Here is a 21,350-nt window from a genome sequence, read left to right on the forward strand (position 1 = left end):
AAATTAATTTTTGCGAAGATAGGGAATCAGATGGCTTTGCTGAAAAGAGGTCTTGAATTTTTTATGTTTTTCATGTTGGGATCAAAAATTGCGCAGATGTTGCGTACAAATGGCTTCCCCTTTGGACTCACCGATAATCCCCGGTCGTCGAGGATAAGGAGTTCTTCAGACTCAAAAGACGACAATTGGTCGAGTGTTTCATCATCTAAAGGACCTAGGTCGTTCCAGGAGGCATGGTGGTTGCATATCAATTCCATGACCAGGTTTTTGGTTTCCAGGTCTCTTTCGCCTTGAAGGTGTCCTTTTATGATGGGAAAGGCGCCGTCTACAATTTGTTCTTTATACATTTCTACATCTTTTGCGTTCTGGCCATAGGCAAAATAAATGTCACTGATAGCACTGCATCCCAGTCCCAAAAGGATTTTTGACGGGGAGGTGGTATATCCCATAAAGTTACGGTGCAGCTTCTCCTGATGCTTGGCCAGGAGCAGCGGATCATCCGGCAAAGCAAAGTGATCCATTCCGATCTCCTCATAACCCATTTCTTCCAGCCAGTTTTTTCCCTGTTCATACAGGGTTCTCTTTTCATGTTCATCCGGCAGGTATTCCTCAAAGGATTTCTGAGCGGGAAAGGCAGCGGGGAGGTGTGCATAACTGTAAAAGGCAATGCGATCGGGTAGCAATTCCCCGACTTTTTCAAAAGTCGTTTTCATCGTATCCAGCGTCTGATGAGGTAGCCCATATATCAGGTCAAAATTAATGGAATTGAAACCTTGCTTACGACTCATTTCCGTGACTTCTTTGACTTTCTCAAAGGGTTGAATCCGGTGTATGGCAAGCTGCACCTGCCGGTCAAAATCCTGGATGCCATAACTGACCCTGGTGAAGCCGAAATCGGCCAGGGTTTTTAGGTGTGCCTCACTCGTGTTGTTTGGGTGACCTTCAAAGCTGAATTCAAAATTGTCGGTACGGATAGTTGTTTTCTGTATGTGCTTGAGCAGGATACTCAGAGATGCAGGCGAGAAAAAAGTAGGAGTGCCTCCACCCAGATGTATGCCAGCCAATCTCGGTTTTTCATCCAGCCTTTCCAGATACATGTTCCATTCCTTCATCACAGCAGATATGTAAGGGATTTCTACCCGGTGGTTTTTTGTGATGCGTTTGTTGCACCCGCAATAGGTACAAAGACTTTCACAGTAAGGCAGGTGTATATAGAGCGAAATGCCATCTTGCTTTCCAAGTTCCCGATAGGCGTATTCAAAATGCTGCTTCCAGCTTGCCGAATCTATGTTATTGTTCCAATGTGGTAGGGCAGGATAGGAGGTGTACCTGGGCACCGGTACATTGTATTTTTTGATGAGTTCACGATCAGGCATAGGTGTATGTTCATGGTTTGGAATGCCAAAGTTGCAGGCCGGAACATAAAAAAACCATGACAAGAAAAGGTGAAAAACCTGATATAGATCAGGAAAATGATGGCTATGCTTTAAAAACGTCAGGAAATGTGGTTCAGGTAGTAGCTTACAGGAACATAGGGTAAGTCAAAAGTATTCGCTACTGCCTCGTACACCACATCACCCCTGATGATGTTCAGGCCGGATTTTAACTCGGGAAATCTGATGCATGCTTCCTGCCAGCCAGTTCTGGCCAACTCCAGGGCATAGGGTAAGGTGGCATTGGTAAGCGCCAAAGTGGAGGTGTAGGGTACTGCTCCGGGCATATTGGCTACACAGTAATGCAGCACCCCCTCGATGGTGTAGGTTGGGTTTTCGTGAGTGGTGGGCTGGCAGGTTTCTATACAACCTCCCTGATCAACCGCTACATCTACCAATACAGTCCCGGGTACCATCTCGCGAAGCATGTCTTTGGTAATGAGGTGAGGTGCTTTGGCTCCCGGTATCAGTACGGCCCCGATGATCAAATCAACCGAAGGCAGAAAATTTCTGATATTATACTCATTGGACATCATGGTTTTGACATTTTTGGGCATGACATCCGACAGGTAGCGCATTCGGGGCAGGGACACATCCATGATGGTTACATCTGCGCCAAGTCCTGCCGCCATCCAGGCTGCCTGAGTGCCTACGATACCTCCTCCCAGAATCAAGACCTTGGCAGGAAGTGTTCCCGGTACCCCTCCCAGCAAAATCCCTCTTCCCCCCAGGGGCTTCTCCAGGTAATTGGCACCCTTCTGCACGGCCATTCGCCCGGCTACTTCAGACATCGGTACGAGCAGGGGCAGACTCCTATCCTGCTTTTCCACGGTCTCATAGGCCAGGCAAACTGCCTTGCTGTTGATCATCGCTTTGGTGAGCGGTTCGTGAGAGGCAAAATGAAAATAGGTGAAAATCAACTGATCTTCCCGGATCAGATCATATTCCGGGGCAATGGGTTCTTTGACCTTCATGATCATTTCTCCGGTTTCGTAGGTGGCCTCTATGGTTGGTAGTATTTCCGCACCAGCGTACTGATAGGCCGCATCCGAAAATCCGCTACCTTCACCGGCAGATCTTTGAATAAAAACTTCATGTCCGTTTTTGACAAATTCCTTCGCTCCTGCGGGCGTAAGGGCCACTCTGTTTTCATTATTTTTGATTTCTCTGGGTACGGCAATGCGCATGGTAGTATCGGTTAAAGTTCTTAGCAAATATAGCCAGCAAGATTAGGTCATCGCACTTTTGGCCTGGAAAAGTTTCCAAATTGCCGGGAAAAAGCAGGTCGAAAATAAAATTGGCCTGATTTTTTTAGCCTTCAAATCACAGCCGGAATCTTCGGATAGTAAAAGAATACATAAAAATAGATATTTATTCTGAATCATGATTTATTTAGAAATAAAATTTTAAAAAACCTATTTATGATATACAATTCAGAATAATATTATTTTTTATTGATTATTTGTACTTTTAGAAATTGGGATAACTCCAAAAATTGTGTATTTTTGGAAACATGGGTTAGCCCAGATAAAGAAAACAGTTACGATGAAAAATATGGAATCCTTATCCACATTAACTGAAGAAACTATTGTGAATTTAGACAAAAAGCGTGTATTGGCTGATTATAGAATGGTGATGATCAGCAGACATGCCTCATTGACGGTAAGGAAAGAAGTATTTATGGGCAAAGCCAAGTTTGGGATCTACGGCGATGGCAAAGAGCTGGCACAGGTAGCCATGGCCAGGTATTTTAGAGCTGGAGATTTTAGGTCGGGGTACTACCGGGACCAGACCCTGATGTTTGCGATAAATGAGCTGAGCTTGCAGGAGTATTTTGCGCAGCTTTATGCGCACACAGATATCCAGGCCGAACCTGCAAGTGGGGGGAGACTAATGAATGGGCATTTTGCCACCAGATCTTTGCAGGATGACGGCTCCTGGAAAAACCTGATGGAGATCCGGAATTCTACTGCAGATATTTCTCCAACCGCTGCGCAAATGCCAAAGCTTCTGGGTTTGGCTTATGCTTCCAAGTTATACCGGGAGAATTCCGGTTTACATGGCTTGAAGCAATTCTCCAACAAAGGCAACGAGGTGGCCTGGGGCACCATCGGAAACGCTTCTACCGCAGAGGGAATGTTTTTTGAAATATTCAATGCGGGCGGGGTATTGCAGGTACCGATGGTCATTTCAGTATGGGATGACGATTACGGCATTTCTGTCACCAATGATTTACAGGTTACCAAGGCCAGCATATCCGCTGCGCTGGAAGGATTCAGACGAAATCACAATGAGAAGGGCTACGAAATTTTTGTTGTGAAGGGATGGGATTATGAATCTCTGGTCAATACCTACCGGGAGGCAGACAAACTCGCCCGGTCGCAGCATGTTCCGGTGCTCGTGCACGTGACAGAAATGACCCAGCCGCAGGGACATTCTACATCCGGTTCTCATGAAAGGTATAAAAGCAAAGAGCGCCTGGAATGGGAGGCCGAACACGATTGCGTGGTAAAGTTCAGAGCATATATTCTGGAAAATGATATTGCCAGCCGGGAAGAGCTGGACGAAATAGATGAGGCTACCAGGAAGCTGGTCAAAGATAGCAAAGACCTCGCCTGGAGGGCTTTCACTGCCACAATAAAGAAGGAATTGGACGAAGCCATCTCTCTGCTACGCGATCTTGCGGAGAAAAGTCGCCGAAAAAGTGAGTTGAACCAACTCGCCCAGGATTTAAAACAAATGCTGAATCCGGTCCGAAAGGATGTTATCGGAACGGTCAGAAAGGCATTGTTTTTGGCCAGAAAGGAACCTGCAGAAATAAAAGCACAACTTCAGGATTGGTACCGGGTACAGCAATTGTTGAATCAGGAGCGGTATTCCAGTCATCAATACAGCGAGTCCGCAGAGCGATCGGCCAACGTAGACCCCCAGCCTGTTTGCTATGCAGATCAGGCCCCGATGGTAGATGGCCGGGAAGTACTAAAGGCCTGCTTTGATGCTATGCTGGAGCGAGATCCGAGGGTTTTTGCCATAGGCGAAGATGTGGGTAAAATCGGAGATGTGAACCAGGCATTTGCAGGCTTGCAGGCCAGGCATGGGGAACTGAGGGTTACAGATACCGGGATCAGAGAGGTAAGTATTATTGGCCAGGGCATCGGGGCAGCCCTGAGAGGTTTGCGTCCGATCACCGAGATCCAATACCTGGACTACCTGATTTATGCGCTCATGACCCTCTCTGATGATTTGGCCTGTTTGCACTACAGAACAAAAGGCGGCCAGAAAGCCCCTCTGATCATCAGGACCAGGGGACATCGTCTGGAGGGCGTATGGCATTCGGGGTCTCCCATTGGTATGATCCTCAGCAGTCTGAGAGGAATTTTACTTTGTGTTCCCAGAGACATGACCCAGGCAGCAGGGATGTACAACACCTTGCTGCAAGCCGATGAACCCGCTATTGTAATAGAGGTGCTCAACGGATACCGCCTGAAGGAAAAAATGCCTGCCAACATCGGCGAGTTTAAAGTTGCACTGGGCCAGCCTGAGCTGCTCCGGGTAGGGCAGGACATTACCCTGGTGACTTATGGAGCCATGTGTCGCATTGTGCTGAGTGCGGCTGAGGAATTGGCGGCTGCCGGCATCTCCGTCGAGGTGATAGATGTACAAACCCTGGTTCCGTTTGATACAAATCAGGTTATCCTGCAATCCATTAAAAAGACCAACCGCGTGATTTTTGCAGATGAGGATGTGCCAGGCGGAGCTTCCGCTTACATGATGCAACAGGTGATAGAGGAGCAGAACGCTTATTTTTACCTGGATGCGAAGCCAGTCACACTATCTGCAAAAGAACACCGGCCAGCGTACTCATCAGATGGGGATTATTTTTCCAAACCCAGCACTGACGACGTCATAGAAAAGGTTTATGCCATTATGCATGAGGCTGACCCCAAAAAATTCCCGCCGATTTATTGATTGGATGATTTATCTTGCTATTTGAGAAAGTGTAAAATCCGGAGAACTGACTACATTGCTCCGGTTTAGCGCCCTGTCCTGAACTTGCAGTTCCAGGCGGATGGTATCGGTACGAAAGATGCTGTTCCAACCCAGAGAAAGCATGGAATAGCGAATTTGTCCTTCTATTGCCCGGGTTCTTTCTTCTTCCAGCATCCGTGGAAACCTCCCATTAAAAGTGGTAAAATAGGGGGGATCCGACCAGTTAAACTCTGTATAACTGCCCCCTCTCTTGATAAAGAACTTCACGAAGATATTGTAGTAATCTTCATTTTCTGAAACCCACAAGGTATCCTGTATTTCTACATTGTTGATCAGGGGGAAGATGACCCAGTCCCGATTGTTGAAACTGGGTGCGTCCTCGGGTCTATTGCTGTAGGTAATGTAATTGCCCTGCTCGTCAGTAAGGTAATTGAGTTCGTTAAAGGGGGGGGACAAGTCCCGCGCGTTCAAACCCAGATCTCCTTCAGCATCTCTGAAGTTAATGGTCACTATCAGCGAATCTGCACCAGGTGCCTGCACAAACTCCATGTCATTAAACCTGATATCCGGAACCGTAGGAAAGTCGTCCGGAGGAGATATACAACCCACCCAAACGGACAAAATGAGCAGTATGATGACAGAATGATTTTTTAACTTCATGGGTAATCAGTAGTTTTACCTTGCGTATCCGACAAGTGTAAAAATGAGCAAATTTTAGGTTTTACCATAAAATAACGATGAATTATTTCAAAAGTTTTAGCGAAAAAATAAAATCAGGTAAAACTTCGGATTTTACAGCTTTGGCACTTGATCTGTTTCGTTTCCAATCCAGGTATAACGGCGTTTACAGGCAGTATTTGAGCGCCAGGAATGTTCAGCCGGACCGTATTGAAAACCTGGCTGATATTCCATTCCTGCCGATCTCCTTTTTCAAAACGCACAAAGTGGTATCCGGACCTGAAAATCAGTTTGGGGATTTTTATTCCAGCAGTGGCACCACAGGTCAGCAGCAAAGCAGACATTATATATGGTCCAAATCGTTTTACCTTTCCCATGCACGTAGGCTATTTGAGAGCACATATGGCTCTTTGAAAGATTTCCATGTACTGGCACTCCTGCCATCTTACCTGGAGAGAGAGGGGAGCTCGCTGGTGGATATGGCCGCCCATTTTATACAGTTGAGTGGCTCAGCCCATTCCGGATTTTACCTTAATGAGCATGAACTACTCATTGGGAAGATCAACATGTTGCGGGGCGGAAGGAAGAAGGTTTTGTTACTGGGAGTAACCTTTGCTCTACTTGATCTGGCTGAGAAAATATCGGGGCAAGCTGATTTCGGAGACCTGATCGTAATGGAAACCGGAGGAATGAAGGGGAGGCGCAAGGAAATGATCCGGGAGGAGGTCCATAATCTGCTGAAAAAAAGTTTTGGGGTAGGCAGCATCCACTCGGAGTACGGCATGACCGAGTTGACGTCTCAGGCTTACTCAAAAGGTGATGGTCGGTTTTGGGAAAATCGGGCATTGAAGGTTTTTATTCGGGATGCCTACGACCCTTTTCATATGGTGAATGGCAAATCTGGTGCGATCAACGTCATAGATCTGGCAAATGTACATTCCTGCGCATTTTTAGAAACGGAAGATCTGGGTATAAAAAATGACGATGAAAGTTTTTCAATCCTGGGAAGGATGGACAACAGCGAAATCCGCGGCTGTAATTTAATGATAAATTAATTTTGTATTTAAATACTAATTTTTCATATTTGAGCGTAATATACTTTGACTATGAAAACAGTAATGACAATTTTGGTGGTAGGTGCGATTTTGGTATTGTCTTCTTGTGCATCAAGTAAGCCCTGTCCGGCATATGCCAAGGCAGTGAAGATTGAGGCTCGGGGCTGATCCGTACGGAACCTCAATAATCTGCGTACTTTTTGATGTCTTCGGCGGAGATATTTTTCCCCCCAAGGATTACCAGTCTTTCAATTACATTTCTTAGCTCCCGAATATTTCCGGTCCATGGAAAATCCTGTAACTTACTGATGGCGGATTTGTCCATCTCTTTTTTGGCGGTACCATATTCGGCGGCGATATCGCCTAGGAATTTGTCCACAAGCAATGGAATGTCTTCCTTTCTTTCCCTGAGGGGTGGTACCTGGATCAATATGACGCTTATCCGGTGATAAAGATCTTCTCTGAAATTGCCCTCGGCAATTTCCTTTTTCAGATCTTTATTGGTCGCAGCGAGTACACGCACGTCAATTTTGATGTCTTTGTCACCGCCTACCCGGCTGACTTTATGCTCCTGAAGCGCACGCAATACCTTGGCCTGTGCAGAGAGGCTCATGTCTCCGATTTCATCCAAAAATATCGTGCCTCCATTGGCTTGCTCAAATTTGCCCTGTCGCTGTTTCATGGCAGAAGTAAATGCTCCTTTTTCATGGCCGAAAAGTTCACTTTCAATCAGTTCTGCCGGAATTGCAGCACAATTGACAGCGATAAAGGGAGCACCCGAGCGATTGCTTTTCTGGTGTACCCAGTGGGCTACGAGCTCCTTGCCGGTACCATTGGGGCCGGTGATAAGTACCCTCGCGTCGGTCGGCGCTACCTTTTCAATGGTGTCCTTCACCAGGCTTATGGCTTCAGAATTGCCCACCATGTCCAGCTTTTTGGATAATTTTTTCTTTAAAACCTTGGTTTCATTGACCAGTTTCTTTTTATCCAGGGCATTTCTTACCGTAAGGAGCAACCGGTTGAGGTCCGGCGGTTTCGGAATAAAATCAAAGGCACCTTTTTTTGTAGCTTCCACAGCAGTTTCTATGCTACCGTGCGCAGAAATCATGATAAACTGGGGTTGTTTGGCCAATTCTGCGGATTTGGTCAATACTTCAATGCCATCCATTTTTGGCATCTTGATGTCACAAAGGACGAGGTCAAAATCCTCGTTTTTTATCATTTCCAGACCTTTCTCTCCATCCTGAGCTTCAAATATTTCGTATTTTTCGTACTCCAGGATTTCTTTCAGGGTCTCCCTGATGACCTTCTCGTCATCGATTATCAGTATTTTTGGCATTGTTTTTCTGTATTTCAGTGGAATTAAATGTGCAGGCCTGTAAGCCGGGTTCTGTAGCTTCTTGCGAAGTGTTTGTCATTTATCTGGCCTTTTCTTCACAGAAAAGATCTAACGACCTACCCACTTCGGTTTCCCGGAAAACCGGGATTGGACGAGCAGCCCTTGGACCGAAGCCTATTTGGTCTTTCAACCCATAAGGTTTGCCTTGCCGTGCCAGTCACCTGACACGCGGTGGGCTCTTACCCCGCCTTTTCACCCTTATCCTGCGAGGGGCCGAAGCCGCTGTAAGGACGGTATTTTTTCTGTGGCACTGTCTGTAAACCTGGCGTTTCCGCCAGGCTCCCTTCCCGTTAGGAAGTATGGCGCTCTGCGTTGCCCGGACTTTCCTCTCTTCCCTGAAATGGGAATAGCGACAAACCAGCCTGCACCCTGCAAAAATAAATGAAATATGCCCACTTATCCCAAAATTTCACACTTTTATTGTTTACCTGCCAGAGTCACCTGCATCCTTTTTTTATTTCGATCACAATTCTGGCCCAGGGCTTACGGGATCACATCTGAACCAGGAAACTACTGCCACATTGGGGTTATATCTCATAGAAGTACGCAACTACCCTCATGATCTAACGCATAGCAGGAAAAAATGAATGGGCCAACAATTCACCGAACCCTTATAAATGGCCTTGCTTCCGCATGGTGCAGGCCATGGAATCTCACCTGCCTGATCACCATCCGATTGGGCAATGTATTCCTCATGCTTGATTTTCAAGGCTCGTTTTCGGCTAGACGCGAAAAACAATTCCACCGGATTACGGATTTCCCCGATAAATTGAAAAAATTTAAAAACAATTTGGTATCGCGCTGGTTTAGATTCTGTAAGGCTTTTACAAGCTTTTCTTCATAGTGCTGGGTTATGCCGTCCCTTTCGAGGGGCGGCATTTTTGATTGGTAGTCGACCGAACCAATCTACGGTACAGGTGCTGAACTTAAAATGAGGATAATCCAGGGTATGTCCTCAATGCCTGAATTGGACTAATATTAAAATGTAGGCATCGCAAATCCGGCAATACGATCCATGGCCGGACTAAACCTGTTTCCGAAAAAACGATATCTTTGCAAAAAAATAAGCAATGATAATAGTAGGCAAGGCAGTAATCAGTGACGATATAAAAGATCATTTTTTTGTCTGTGATCTCGAAAAGTGCAAAGGCGCATGTTGCGTCGAAGGGGATGCAGGTGCTCCTTTGACTGACGAAGAAACGGAAATACTTGAACGGGAATATGCGTCTATCGCTCCTTATATTTCGCAGGAAGGAAGGGAAGCCATAGCGGAGAAGGGGACATGGGGGATCGACCAGGAAAAAGAAAAAGGCACGACCACTATTGGGAAAAACGGTGCTTGTGCCTACTCGGTCAGAGATGAAAAGGGGGTATTGAAATGTGGGATAGAACAAGCCTGCAATAATGGGAAAACCAATTTTAAAAAACCAATCAGTTGCCACCTTTACCCCATTCGGATCACGAAGTATGATGACTATGATGCGTTGAACTATGACAGGTGGCATATTTGCGATCCGGCTTGCCAATTGGGAAAATCGCTTGGCGTTCCCTTGTACGAATTTCTGAAGGAAGCATTGGTTAGAAAATATGGAGCCGCCTGGTATGCAGATTTTTTGAAAGAAATTAAACATCCAGGTTAATTTCCAAAATTTTTTTAAATGCCTTTTGCAGAATGCTTTTTGAATTTCTTATATAGCTTTTTGTAGTTTTCTATTGGTAAAAATTCCTTTGTCTTTTAAATTATATAAAAAGGGTAAAAGCCTGAATTTCAGGCTTTATATTTTTTTCTCATCTCCTTTGTAAATACCAGATAATTATATTTATTACTTAAAGTAATTATATTTTGTGATATATAATTTAATATATGTAAAGCGTATATTATTATGTATCAAAAAGTAAAATACCTTTAAATTAGGCCATAATACAAAAAAAATCCATCGAAATGCAGGGACCTGGTAATGTATCGGAAATGCCTGCTGAGGATACCTGAGGATGACGACGCAGTCGGGATTCCGCAATTGACAGATACTGTACCCCTATGTTAAACCGCTATCCACAAAGCACGCTTTTCATTTTCATTGCCCTGCTATGGTTTTCAGGGTTGAATGAAGTATGGTCAGCTCCGATAATCCGGGATGTATTTGTGTTCTCTGAATGCGAAAAGATGGCATCTATTCGGGTAAGAAACGGCGTTGCACCCTATAATTATGTGTGGAGCTACGAAGGAAACATCATTCAAACCGATTCGGGACTGGGTGAGAGTGATATGAGTACCATTGAGCAGGCCCAGGGAGGAGACTATGTACTTACAGTAACAGACAGTGATGGGAATACCTATACCGAAACCATCAACTTTTCGGGGAGTACAAATTTTATATTGAATATTCTATACGAAGAAAACCAGGAATGTGAAGGAGAGACCTTTGGACAGGTCTATGGTACCATAGAAAATGGGATTGCCCCTTTCACCATCAATTTTTTTGATGAAAGCAATGCGCTTGTTTTGACCACGCTTTTAAATGGCAGAAACCTGGACCTGAACGGTGTGCCGGCTGGCAGCTATCTGGTAGAAGTGATCGACGCTACCGGATGCAAGGAGTTGACAAATGTTGAGATCGAAGAAGTGGAGCCATTGGTGCTGGCACCGGCAAGTGGTGCCGGGACATTTCCGGAAACCTGCGAAGACAATGGAGGTGCGACTTTCGATGCCGCCGACTTTTCCGGGGATGTATCTTTCAGGATCAGAAGAGCCAACGGTACCTATGTCACGGGCTGGCTGCCCGCACCGGGAGGACAGATCAGGTACGACCAACTGGAAGCGGGGGACTATGTACTTGAGGTCACAGACGATTACCGCCTGGAGGATTGTCCGGAAGAATTGGTGTTCAATATCGCAAATGAACAACTCCTGGACATCACACTTGCCTCCTCTCCGGTAAGCTGCTTTGGTGATGCAGACGGGGTCATTCATCTGGAGGCCGAACGATTGTTTATGGGTTTTGCTTTTCCACCCGATGAAATCACAGTGGATGTTATCGATCCTTCAAACAATGTTGTGGTCAACGGACAGGTAGTTGCTATCGGAGCCTTTTCGGGGGCCGCTGATTTTCCAGGCCTGTCGGCCGGAATGCATACAGTGGTGGTCCGGCATGGGGGTGTGGATTACCCTGCCTGTACTATCAGCTATCCGATAAACATCGACTCGCCCTCCACTGCGCTTACGGCGTCGGTAAGCAGTACACCAGAGGTTTGTTTCGGCGCAGCAGATGGTACTGCTACTGTGAGCCGATCAGGGGGTTGGGGTGGATACACTTACCAGTGGAGTAACGGGCAAACTTCGCGTACAGCTACCGGCCTTTCACCCGGAGACTACACTGTACGCGTTACGGATAGTGGCGGCTGTTTCATTGATTTAACGGTCAGGGTAGATGGACCCTCGGCAGCAATTTCTGCAGATATGAACCTCCTGTCCGGATTGACTTGCGTGGGAGCCAATGATGGTTCGGCAAGGATCTCTGATATTCAGGGGGGCTGGGGAAACTACTCGATCGAATGGAGCAACGGTGAAACCGGCCCGGAAGCCAACCAGCTCCCGGCAGGGACCAATACGGTAACCGTTCGCGACGAAGAGGGATGTGAACGTACTTTTTCTATAGAGGTACCCGTTCCAGATGCTCCGGACGTTACCTATACACCAACTGCCCCGGGGTGTTTCGGAGCTGCCGATGGCAGTATCAGGGTGCAGATTCACGATACATCCACTACCTATACCGTTTCCGTAAATGGTGTACTGCAATCGGGTTCAGACCTGCTTTTTGAAAACTTAACGGCAGGACAGCATGAGGTGCAAATCGCCTATTCGGCAGTCTGCAACATCACTACATTCGTAGACATAGATAGTCCCGATGAATTGAGGATCGGCGAAAACAGCCTGACCATCGCGCCGGTTAGTTGTACCGGTGCAGAAAATGGTTCCATATCTGGTCTTACTGCGAGTGGAGGTACCGGAAGCCTGAGTTTTCAATGGGAAAAGGAAATCAGCGGTACCTTTCAGGAATTGCCAGGGGAGTCGGGCCTGTCCCTGAACAACATTTCCGGGGGAACGTACCGGTTGAACGTCAGGGATGTGAATGGCTGCAGCATTTTCCGTGACTATGTAATCGATGAGCCGGATCCCCTGCAGGTCGGGGATCCGGTGATCACGGATGTGACTTGCTTCGGTAACGCGGACGGAGCGGTAAGCTTTTCTATTTCGGGAGGTACAGCACCCTACACCTATGCGTTAAACGGTGGTGCATCGCAGTCTACATCTGACAGCCCGGTTGTACTTACCGGTTTGGCTGCTGCCAACGATAATTTTATAGTCATTACTGATGCCAATGGCTGTACCGTACCAAACATTAACTTTGACGTCCTCGCTCCCCCGGCTATAGCGATTGGTAATATTGATATCCAGCCGGAAACCTGTTTTGGACAGGGAAATGGAGGTATTCTATTGGATGTGGAGGGAGGTTCCGGTAATTTCTCCTTCGAGTGGACAGCACTCTCGGACCCTTCGACCGTAATATCTAACGGCAAGGACCTGGTCAACCGGGCCCCGGGTCAGTATGTCTTGAAAGTGACAGACCTGAATCACAACAGTTGTGTGCTTCAGGAGGATTTTGTTATCCCCGCAACACCCGAACTGGAATTAAGCCTTGATGGAGCACCAGTGGACGTGCTTTGTTACGGTGAAAGTACAGGTGCCATAGCGATCGCTGTGGAGGGTGGAACAGGAGGTTATACCTTCGCCTGGGAGGGGCCGAATGGATTTACTTCTGATGAGCAAAATCCATCTGCACTTCCGGCCGGACTGTATCAGGTGAGGGTTACGGACGAAAACGGTTGTTGGGAAGAGTTGAGCGATATTCTGATAAAGGAGCCTTCCTCTGCCGTATCGGTTAATCTGCTCAACAGAGTGAGTCCAAAGTGCCATGATTCGGAAGACGGAAGGATAGAGATACAGGCGGGCGGAGGCATGCCTTCCTACCAGATAAACTGGGAAAAGGAAGTTTCTCCGGGCGTTTTTGTAGCTATTCCCGGATCATCGCTTACGCTTACCGGGATCGGGTCCGGAACCTACAGGGCGCAGGTCCGCGATGCCAACTCCTGTATAGCCAGTCTGGAAGTGGATTTGGATGGCCCGGATCCTTTGCAGGTAAGCCTTACAGACAAACGAGACGTGTCCTGTTTTGGAAGGAATGACGGCCAGATCAGCCTGGAGGTTACGGGAGGTTCCGGGGTATATTTCTTTGATTGGGACCATGGTTTTATCAACCAAAACCCCACCAATCTCGGAGAAGGAACATATGGCGTTACAGTCAGGGATGCCAATGGATGTAGCTTCCGCCTGGACAATATTGAGATTGACCAGCCTGAGGCCCTTCAAATTGATGTTGATGAAGTAATCGCGCCAAGCTGTGGTCTGGACGACGGCAGTGTGTCGGTCAGTTTTACCGGCGGAGACCCTCTCGCGGCAAGCAACATCTGGGTGGAATTGGCTACAGAAACGGTTGTAGCGATAGATCAGGAAGAGGTGACCGGTCTTAGACCTGGTTTTTACAGGATAGAATACAGTACTGGTGCAAATTGTGTGGTGACTACCACGGTCCATGTTCCGGGTCCCGGCAGTCCCCTGCAACTGGTAACGAATTCGCAGGATGCGGTATGTCCGGGTGAAAATGGGATCATATTTCTTTCCGCATCAGGCGGAGTGCCTGGTTATACCTATTATGTAATGAGTGGAGGAATTTGGGTGGCGGCTACTGGCACCATCTTAGCCGGATTACCTGCCGGAGATTATGATGTCCGCGTGGATGATGCCTCAGGTTGCCAGGATTTTGATGTGATCAGTATTGCTGAACCCAATCCTCCTGTGATCGATGCTGAGGTGACTGCTGCGGTCTCCTGTTTCGGAGCAGATGATGGTGCTATAGCCTATAGCGTATCCGGGGGAACCGGTAGCTACACCCTACAGTGGTACAGAAAAACTGCCCTGGGGGGCAAAAGTCCCATTGCTGAGAGCGATCTGTCTTCTCTAATCGCCGGAACCTATTTTATGGAGATCGTATATGCAGGTGGTTGTACGCTGACTTCACCGGAATATGAGGTGATTTCACCGGAACCGCTGATATTCAATACCGATGTGGATCAACCCTTGTGCTTCACCGAGAAAGGTGTGTTTTCCATTACTTTTAGCGGGGGAAATCCCGGCAAGACGCTTACCCTGACTGGGGACAATGGTTACCTCAGTAGCCATGCAGACGAGGTGTCGGGAACCTACATTTTTGAAAATCTGGAGCCGGGGAATTACACCTGGCAAGTGCAGGATGTGTCCTGTCCGGTGGCGGCAGGTGATTTCAGCATAAATGATCCGGTGCAGCCGTCTTTTTCCATCAGCCATCAGGATGTGTCCTGCTTTGGTGCCGCCGATGGCATTCTGCAAATAACTGATCCTGTGGTGCAGGCCGGTCGAAGCTTTTCGGTATGGATCAATGGTGTGAGCCAGGGTAGTCAGTTGTCCTTTTTTAACCTCAGTCCCGGATTTTATCAGGTATCGGTACAGGACAACCGTGGGTGCCAGTCCGGGCCCCAACTGGTCGAAATTACATCGCCAGAGGGTCCCTTAAGTATAGCTCAGTTGGACGTATCTCCGGCTGTTTGCCATGGGGACAATTCTGGTTCGGTAAGTTTTCAAATCGCTGGGGGAAGGCCGAATTACAGGGCTCTGCTCAGCCCGGATACCGGCAGTAGTACTGCGCTGACATCATTGGATTCGGGGCAAGTTTATGCCTTTACAAACTTAGTGGCAGGGAACTATAAACTGGAAATATGGGACGAAAATGACAATTGCCTGGTTACTGAAACCATCAGTATCAGTGAACCAGAGCCGCTGACAGCAGATCTGGAAGCAGGTCAGATTCTTTGTGCCGGGGGCACTACCTTCCTTGATCTATCTGTGGCCGGGGGCACGCTGCCCCATACTTTTACCTGGGAAAGATTTGATCTTACTACGGCTACATGGGAAATCCTCCCTGAAAATACCAATAATATCAGCGGATTGTCTGCCGGAGAATACCGCTATTCCGTCACTGATGCATCGTCCTGCGTTGTGCTTTCGGAGGAAGTTACCTTAGCAGATGCCCATGTAATTGATCTCGATTTTACAGCGAAAGAAATTCTCTGCTATGGCGGGTCCGCTCTGGTCAGTCTTTCGGCGAGTTCACCGGGACGGGACAGCTTTACATTTTTTGTAAATGGCAGCCAGATATTTGGTGACAACTTTTTGGCGCAGTCCGGAACCTATGCGGTCTATGCCCGGGACAATATCAATGGATGTGTTTCAGAAGAAGCTTTCATCACCCTCGACCAACCATCTGCTCCGCTGGCAGTAAAGGATTTCTCCTGGCAGGATTTGAGCTGTTATGGCGCATCTGATGGAAGCATTTCCCTGGTGCTGGAGGGCGGTACTGCCCCCTATACCATATCTCTAAATGGAAACACCTATATGGCTGCAGAGGACGAAGAACTCCTTATTGACGGGTTGGAAGCAGATATTTCCTATGATATTGACGTGCTGGATGCAAACGGATGTGCCCTGGATATTCCTTCCAAAACGCTGCAACAACCCCTGCCTTTGCAAGCGGCCATCACTGCGGATGAGATAAGGTGTTTTGGAGAAACGACCACCATAGATCTCCAGATTACCGGAGGCTTGAAGCCATACCACATTTCCTGGTCTTTTTCACCGGACGGAAGCGATTTTGTACCGCTGACGGCATTTGAAGACGAGACTTTGCTGCTGGACGTGGCACCGGGTTTTTACCGCTATGCCATAGGCGATGGGGCCTGTGGAGACCAAACCGATACCGTACTCATTGAAGCGCCTGTGCCGGTAGTGCTGGAGGCCATCAGTCAGGATGTTTCCTGCTTCGGAGGGAGTGATGGTCGCGTGGAATTCAGGCCTTCCGGAGGTACAGGAGCCGGATACCGGATATTTTTCAATGGTCTGGAAGTAAACGAACCATCAATCGGTGGACTAACCGCCGGTACTTACACTGCATTTGCGATGAATGGCAGTTGCCGTTCTGAAGATATCTCTGTTACAGTGAACCAACCAGATGCTCCCCTGCTCGGAATGGTAGATTATCCGGAAGAACTGGCCTGTCACGGAGACCTTGCCTCCGTCGGTCTGAGCCTGAGTGGAGGCACGGCTCCCTACAGGGTTAATTTTAATGGAGAGGAGCGTACCCTGGCTGCGGCAGGAGAACTTTCTTTTGATGGTGTGGGAGCAGGTAGCTACACCATTGAGCTGGTCGATGATGCAGGGTGTAGCTGGCAGGAGCACATTATTATTACTGAACCGGAACCGTTGAGCTTATTTACCGAAAATGCCCTAGATGTGAGCTGTTTCAGTGCTGACGATGGTTCTCTCAGCGTGCAGGCTTCCGGAGGATCCGGAAGTTTTACCTACACCTGGCTGGACGCAGCGGGACTAGAACTGGGTACCGGACGGCACATTTCAGGGCTTGCTGCGGGAGAATATCGCGTGGAGGTCAGGGATGAGAACGGTTGTCTTTTAGCAGAAGATTATGTCCTCACCGAACCGGAGCCGGTCGATTTCACCTATCAGGTACAACACGTGACCTGTGTAGGAGCACAAAATGGACAACTCACGGCTACAGGTTCAGGCGGACGTGGCGAATATCGTTTGGTAATCAATGGGATTCAATACCCTGGTATGCAGGTAAACGGATTGATCGCCGGCATCTACCAGGTAATGGTGATGGATGCAAATGGTTGTACATCTGAGACTCAGGAGGTCATTGTAGAAAACCCATTGCCTTTGGCCTTGGATGCTGAAATTCAACAGGTAAGCTGCTATGCGGCCAATGACGGGTCAGTCAAATTACTGGTAGATGGTGGTACCGCTCCTTATCGTTACCGCTGGTCTGATGGCAATACCCTTTCAGAAAGAACCGGGATGGCACCTGGAAATTATGAAGTAATCATCACCGACAACAATGGATGTACACTACGGGAGCAGGTATTGATTCTGCAGCCAGAAGCCTTGCTGGTACAGGCAGCTATACAGGACGTAACCTGTTTTGGTGGCAGTGATGGAGAGATTCGTCTGGACATCAGCGGAGGGAGCGGAGGCTACACCGTCCGATGGGAATCCATTTCAGGCGGGTTGACGCTGGCCGGGGGATTAAGTCTGGAAGGCCTGCAGGCCGGCAGGTATAGAGCGGTGATTCAGGATGAAAATGCCTGCACGATATTGAGGGAGTACGAAATCTCTGAACCTGCATCCGCACTTTCTGTAGTGCCCCTTGTCACTGATGTACGCTGTGCCGGAGAGGAGGGTGGAGCAATCAATCTTGTGGTTGCAGGTGGTACTGCCCCTTATCGGTTCAATTGGTCTTCCGGGGAGACTACCAGCGCTGTTTCCAATAAGACGGGAGGGGTATATCAGGTGCAGGTCATGGATGCCAACGGATGCGTATGGACCGATAGTATCAGGATTGACGAACCAGAACCGGTGGGAGTTAGTGCCGAAATTTCAGATGTCTCCTGCAAAATGGGCTCAGATGGAGCCATCGCGCTGACCATCACCGGAGGTACCGGAGTACCCCGCATACAGTGGAGCAATGGCATGACAGGGACATCCATTGCCGGGTTGCGAGCGGGAACATATACTGCATTTGTGCTGGACGAGCAATCCTGTTTTGGCAGCTACACCTACCAGGTGGGTGAACCTGAGGAGGTGCTGACGGTAACCGGAGTAGGATCGTTTGAACTTTGTTTTGCGGAAGATGTGCCGAGCCTGAATTTGGAGGTCAGTGGCGGTACTGCACCTTATAGCTACGCCTGGTCACACGGAGCTACGGACAAAGATCTTGTTGACATAGCACCGGGAAACTATGAAGTGACCGTCACCGATGCGAAGGGCTGCACCCTGGTGCAATCTTTTGAAGTGCCGGTGCCCGGATCGCCGATGGATCTGTCTGTTAGCGGCACCTTGGGTGTGTGCAGTGTCAATGAGCGCGGATCGGCTGAAGTGACCGTGCAGGGTGGAATAGCTCCGTATTCCTTTCTTTGGTCCAATGGAGCCACCACCTCTTCCATCGACAATCTGAATCCAGGTAGTTATAGTGTGGAGGTCACAGATGCCAGGGGTTGTGTGGTGAGGGAAGAGGTCGCCATCATCAGATCCCGGGATCTGCGTATCAGTCTGGAAGATATTCAGGCTGTCTCCTGCTTTGGTGCCGGCGATGGAAGCATCAGCATTAGCGTAATGCCGGATGAAAGTCCCTTCAGCATTTCCTGGAGCAATGGCATTGAAAACCAGCAGACCATAACAGGTCTTGGCCCCGGAGTCTACACGGCAACGGTCACCGATGAGGCAGGCTGCACGACATCGGTTGCCTATCAGATCCGTGAACCTGAAATTTTGAATGTATATGAGACCATAACGGACGTAAATTGCTTCGGCAATGATAACGGCATTGTTTTCCTGGAGGTCAGGGGTGGGACAGCTCCCTATACCTACGCCTGGTCCAACGGAGCTACCAGCAAGGATATCCGAAACCTGGCACCAGGAACCTATTCGGTGAGGATCACCGATAGGATGGGATGTGCTACCGGGGGTACTTACACTGTCGCAGAGCCGGATCCACTGCAGGTAGTCGTCTCTCAGACAGGCATGCTGGCCTGTCATGGCGATGCGAATGGATTTATCAACCTGGAAATTTCAGGTGGCGTTCAGCCCTACAGCATTACCTGGTCGGATGCGCCAGACCTGGGTACCCAAAACAGGAATGGTCTGGAGGCCGGAAGCTATACGGTGATGGTCACGGATGACAACAATTGTACCCAGATAAACACAATAGTTATTGAAGAGCCGGCACCGCTTCAGGTAGAACTGTTTACCCGTTTTGACGTGGATTGTGAAAACAAAGTATTGACAGGCGAGGCCTGGATCGAAATCCGGGGTGGCACCGGGGAAGATTATGAGATTGACTGGAATACCGGTGATCAAAATGTGCTGGAAACACAGTTTTTTGAGGATGGCCTGGTAGAGGTTAGGGTGACTGACGAAAGTGGTTGCAGTATAGAGGTGGGAGAAGTGGTAAGCATGCCGCTGGCATTTACAGAGGCCGAGTTTTTATATACGGTACTTTCCACCGGAGTGGAAGGAGAGATATTGGTCAATGATCCGGTACAATTCAGGGATCAAACCCTGGGCAATGTATTTACCTGGGAGTGGGATTTTGGCGATGGCAATAAAAGTAATGAGCAGCATCCTATCCACAGTTATTCCAGGCCGGGTATTTATACGATCAGTCTGACCACCTTCGATGTGCTGGGCTGCGTATCCGAAACCAGCAGAACGGTGGAGGTAGTGGCCTCCTATCGGATACTGATCCCAAATGCGTTTTCACCCAATGAGGATGGGTTAAACGATCGCTTCAAGCCTAAACTAAGGGGTATTACCGATTTTGAAATGCACATTTTCAATAAGTGGGGGGAATTGGTGTACTCTTCTTTCAGCCAGGAAGATTCCGGCTGGGACGGGAAGTTACGCGGACGTTTAAGTCCCAATGGCAATTACGTATATAAAATCAACTATGTGTCTGTAGATGGGGAGGCAGGTACCAGGACGGGTGTGTTTACCCTGATTTATTGAGCAGGATTGATTTTTTTGAAGTCATTTAAATTATTGGATAAATGAAGAAGTTTTGTGTATCTCTTGTTTTTCTACTGGCATGGGGGCTGTCCCTGGGGCAGGATATACAGTATTCCCAGTTCTATGCTGCTCCATTGTATTTGAATCCGGCTTTCACCGGGTCAACGGAACTTACACGTATCGGGGCCAATTACCGAAACCAGTGGCCGGGACTGGACCACTCTTTCGTTTCTTATTCCGCTTACATTGACCATTACATGTTTGACATCAACTCGGGTATTGGCCTGATCATCAATTCGACCCGGGAGAGTCAGTCCAGATTGAGTACCAATGAGGTGGGACTGGCCTATTCGTACAAGCTGCACCTGGGTGTTGATACCTACCTGAGGTTTGGCGGGCAGGCCAGTTTTATTGCCAGAGATGCCTATTTCGGAGACCTCATCTTTGGTTCTCAACTGGATATTGAGCGGGGCTATATAGACGATTTCAGCGGGGAGTTATTCTTACATGATTACAAACACAGTTTTTTGGACTACAACTTCGGGATGCTTTTTCATACCCAAATGTTTTGGTTGGGCATTTCGGGACACCACTTGTCGGAGCCCAATACTTCTTTCCTGGATGGTAACATCAGCAAGCTTCCCATGAAACTTTCCGCTCATGGCGGGATAAAATTTAACCTGGGGGAGGGGATGATCAATAATTACTACAGCAACACCAGGCAGGAAAGATCTGCCTTTTTCGCTTTCAATTTCAAAAGACAAGATCCTTTTAATCAACTGGACCTGGGTGCACAGATTTTTATAGAACCGTTGATTCTCGGTGTATGGTACAGGGGGTTTCCGGTTAAATACCAGTTGCCAAACAATGAATCGATTGTCGGATTGCTCGGGGTGGTGCTGAACAACGGCATTGATATTGGCTACAGCTATGATTTCACCTCCTCTAAGCTTACTCTGGGGAGCTCTGCAGGTGCGCACGAAGTATCGATAAGGTATTCGTTTTTGTACGGCGACCCCAAACAGAGAAACAAGCGAAGTACAATTATCCCCTGCTTTCGGTTCTGA

The 21,350-nt window shown here is 48.1% G+C and carries 9 protein-coding genes and 1 other RNA gene; 5 read left to right on the top strand and 5 right to left on the bottom strand.

Going from position 1 to position 21,350, the window contains the following annotated elements; all coding sequences use genetic code 11:
- Positions 1-26 precede the first annotated feature (26 nt).
- Both hemN and ald read right to left on the bottom strand, forming a co-directional pair.
- Positions 27-1,376: an oxygen-independent coproporphyrinogen III oxidase gene (gene hemN / locus BUB19_RS14840; protein ID WP_073095487.1), complete on the bottom strand. Its 1,350-nt coding sequence runs from the start codon at positions 1,374-1,376 to the stop codon at positions 27-29.
- Positions 1,377-1,495: 119 nt separating this feature from the next.
- Positions 1,496-2,620: an alanine dehydrogenase gene (gene ald / locus BUB19_RS14845; RefSeq protein ID WP_073095362.1), complete on the bottom strand. Its 1,125-nt coding sequence runs from the start codon at positions 2,618-2,620 to the stop codon at positions 1,496-1,498.
- A 367-nt stretch (positions 2,621-2,987) separates the two neighbouring features.
- Here ald and BUB19_RS14850 point away from each other — a divergent pair, with 367 nt between their 5' ends.
- Positions 2,988-5,402 (top strand): thiamine pyrophosphate-dependent enzyme, encoded by a 2,415-nt coding sequence (locus BUB19_RS14850; protein WP_073095488.1) that lies wholly within the window; start codon positions 2,988-2,990, stop codon positions 5,400-5,402.
- A 9-nt stretch (positions 5,403-5,411) separates the two neighbouring features.
- Here BUB19_RS14850 and BUB19_RS14855 read toward each other — a convergent pair whose 3' ends face one another.
- The gene (locus BUB19_RS14855) at positions 5,412-6,083 is read right to left on the bottom strand and encodes a hypothetical protein (RefSeq protein WP_073095363.1); all 672 of its coding nucleotides are present in this window, start codon (positions 6,081-6,083) and stop codon (positions 5,412-5,414) included.
- A 77-nt stretch (positions 6,084-6,160) separates the two neighbouring features.
- Here BUB19_RS14855 and BUB19_RS14860 point away from each other — a divergent pair, with 77 nt between their 5' ends.
- On the top strand, positions 6,161-7,156 hold the full coding sequence (locus tag BUB19_RS14860; RefSeq protein WP_073095364.1) for a LuxE/PaaK family acyltransferase: 996 nt from the start codon (positions 6,161-6,163) through the stop codon (positions 7,154-7,156).
- Between the two features lie 181 nt (positions 7,157-7,337).
- Here the strand turns inward: BUB19_RS14860 and BUB19_RS14865 are convergent, their stop codons facing one another.
- Both BUB19_RS14865 and rnpB read right to left on the bottom strand, forming a co-directional pair.
- On the bottom strand, positions 7,338-8,495 hold the full coding sequence (locus tag BUB19_RS14865; protein ID WP_073095365.1) for a sigma-54-dependent transcriptional regulator: 1,158 nt from the start codon (positions 8,493-8,495) through the stop codon (positions 7,338-7,340).
- Positions 8,496-8,519: 24 nt separating this feature from the next.
- Positions 8,520-8,924, bottom strand: an RNA gene (gene rnpB / locus BUB19_RS14870) — RNase P RNA component class A.
- 701 nt (positions 8,925-9,625) lie between these two features.
- On the opposite strand from rnpB, the gene BUB19_RS14875 reads away from it, so the two are divergent.
- From BUB19_RS14875 to BUB19_RS14885, 3 genes are all read left to right on the top strand, one after another.
- Positions 9,626-10,195 carry a DUF3109 family protein gene (locus BUB19_RS14875; protein WP_073095366.1) on the top strand — a complete coding sequence of 190 codons (570 nt, stop codon included), beginning with the start codon at positions 9,626-9,628 and terminating at the stop codon, positions 10,193-10,195.
- Positions 10,196-10,593: 398 nt separating this feature from the next.
- On the top strand, positions 10,594-20,283 hold the full coding sequence (locus tag BUB19_RS23990; RefSeq protein WP_073095367.1) for a T9SS type B sorting domain-containing protein: 9,690 nt from the start codon (positions 10,594-10,596) through the stop codon (positions 20,281-20,283).
- Between the two features lie 41 nt (positions 20,284-20,324).
- On the top strand, positions 20,325-21,350 hold the full coding sequence (locus tag BUB19_RS14885) for a PorP/SprF family type IX secretion system membrane protein (RefSeq protein ID WP_073095368.1): 1,026 nt from the start codon (positions 20,325-20,327) through the stop codon (positions 21,348-21,350).

This window comes from Cyclobacterium lianum, from assembly GCF_900143075.1.
In the GTDB taxonomy this organism is placed as follows: Bacteria; Bacteroidota; Bacteroidia; order Cytophagales; family Cyclobacteriaceae; genus Cyclobacterium; species Cyclobacterium lianum.

Coding starts and splice junctions, on each gene's coding strand:
- BUB19_RS23990 (WP_073095367.1), top strand. CDS start 10,594: ATGTTAAACCGCTATCCACAAAGCACGCTTTTCATTTTCATTGCCCTG.
- BUB19_RS14860 (WP_073095364.1), top strand. CDS start 6,161: ATGAATTATTTCAAAAGTTTTAGCGAAAAAATAAAATCAGGTAAAACT.
- BUB19_RS14875 (WP_073095366.1), top strand. CDS start 9,626: ATGATAATAGTAGGCAAGGCAGTAATCAGTGACGATATAAAAGATCAT.
- hemN (WP_073095487.1), bottom strand. CDS start 1,376: ATGCCTGATCGTGAACTCATCAAAAAATACAATGTACCGGTGCCCAGG.
- BUB19_RS14850 (WP_073095488.1), top strand. CDS start 2,988: ATGGAATCCTTATCCACATTAACTGAAGAAACTATTGTGAATTTAGAC.
- BUB19_RS14885 (WP_073095368.1), top strand. CDS start 20,325: ATGAAGAAGTTTTGTGTATCTCTTGTTTTTCTACTGGCATGGGGGCTG.
- ald (WP_073095362.1), bottom strand. CDS start 2,620: ATGCGCATTGCCGTACCCAGAGAAATCAAAAATAATGAAAACAGAGTG.
- BUB19_RS14855 (WP_073095363.1), bottom strand. CDS start 6,083: ATGAAGTTAAAAAATCATTCTGTCATCATACTGCTCATTTTGTCCGTT.
- BUB19_RS14865 (WP_073095365.1), bottom strand. CDS start 8,495: ATGCCAAAAATACTGATAATCGATGACGAGAAGGTCATCAGGGAGACC.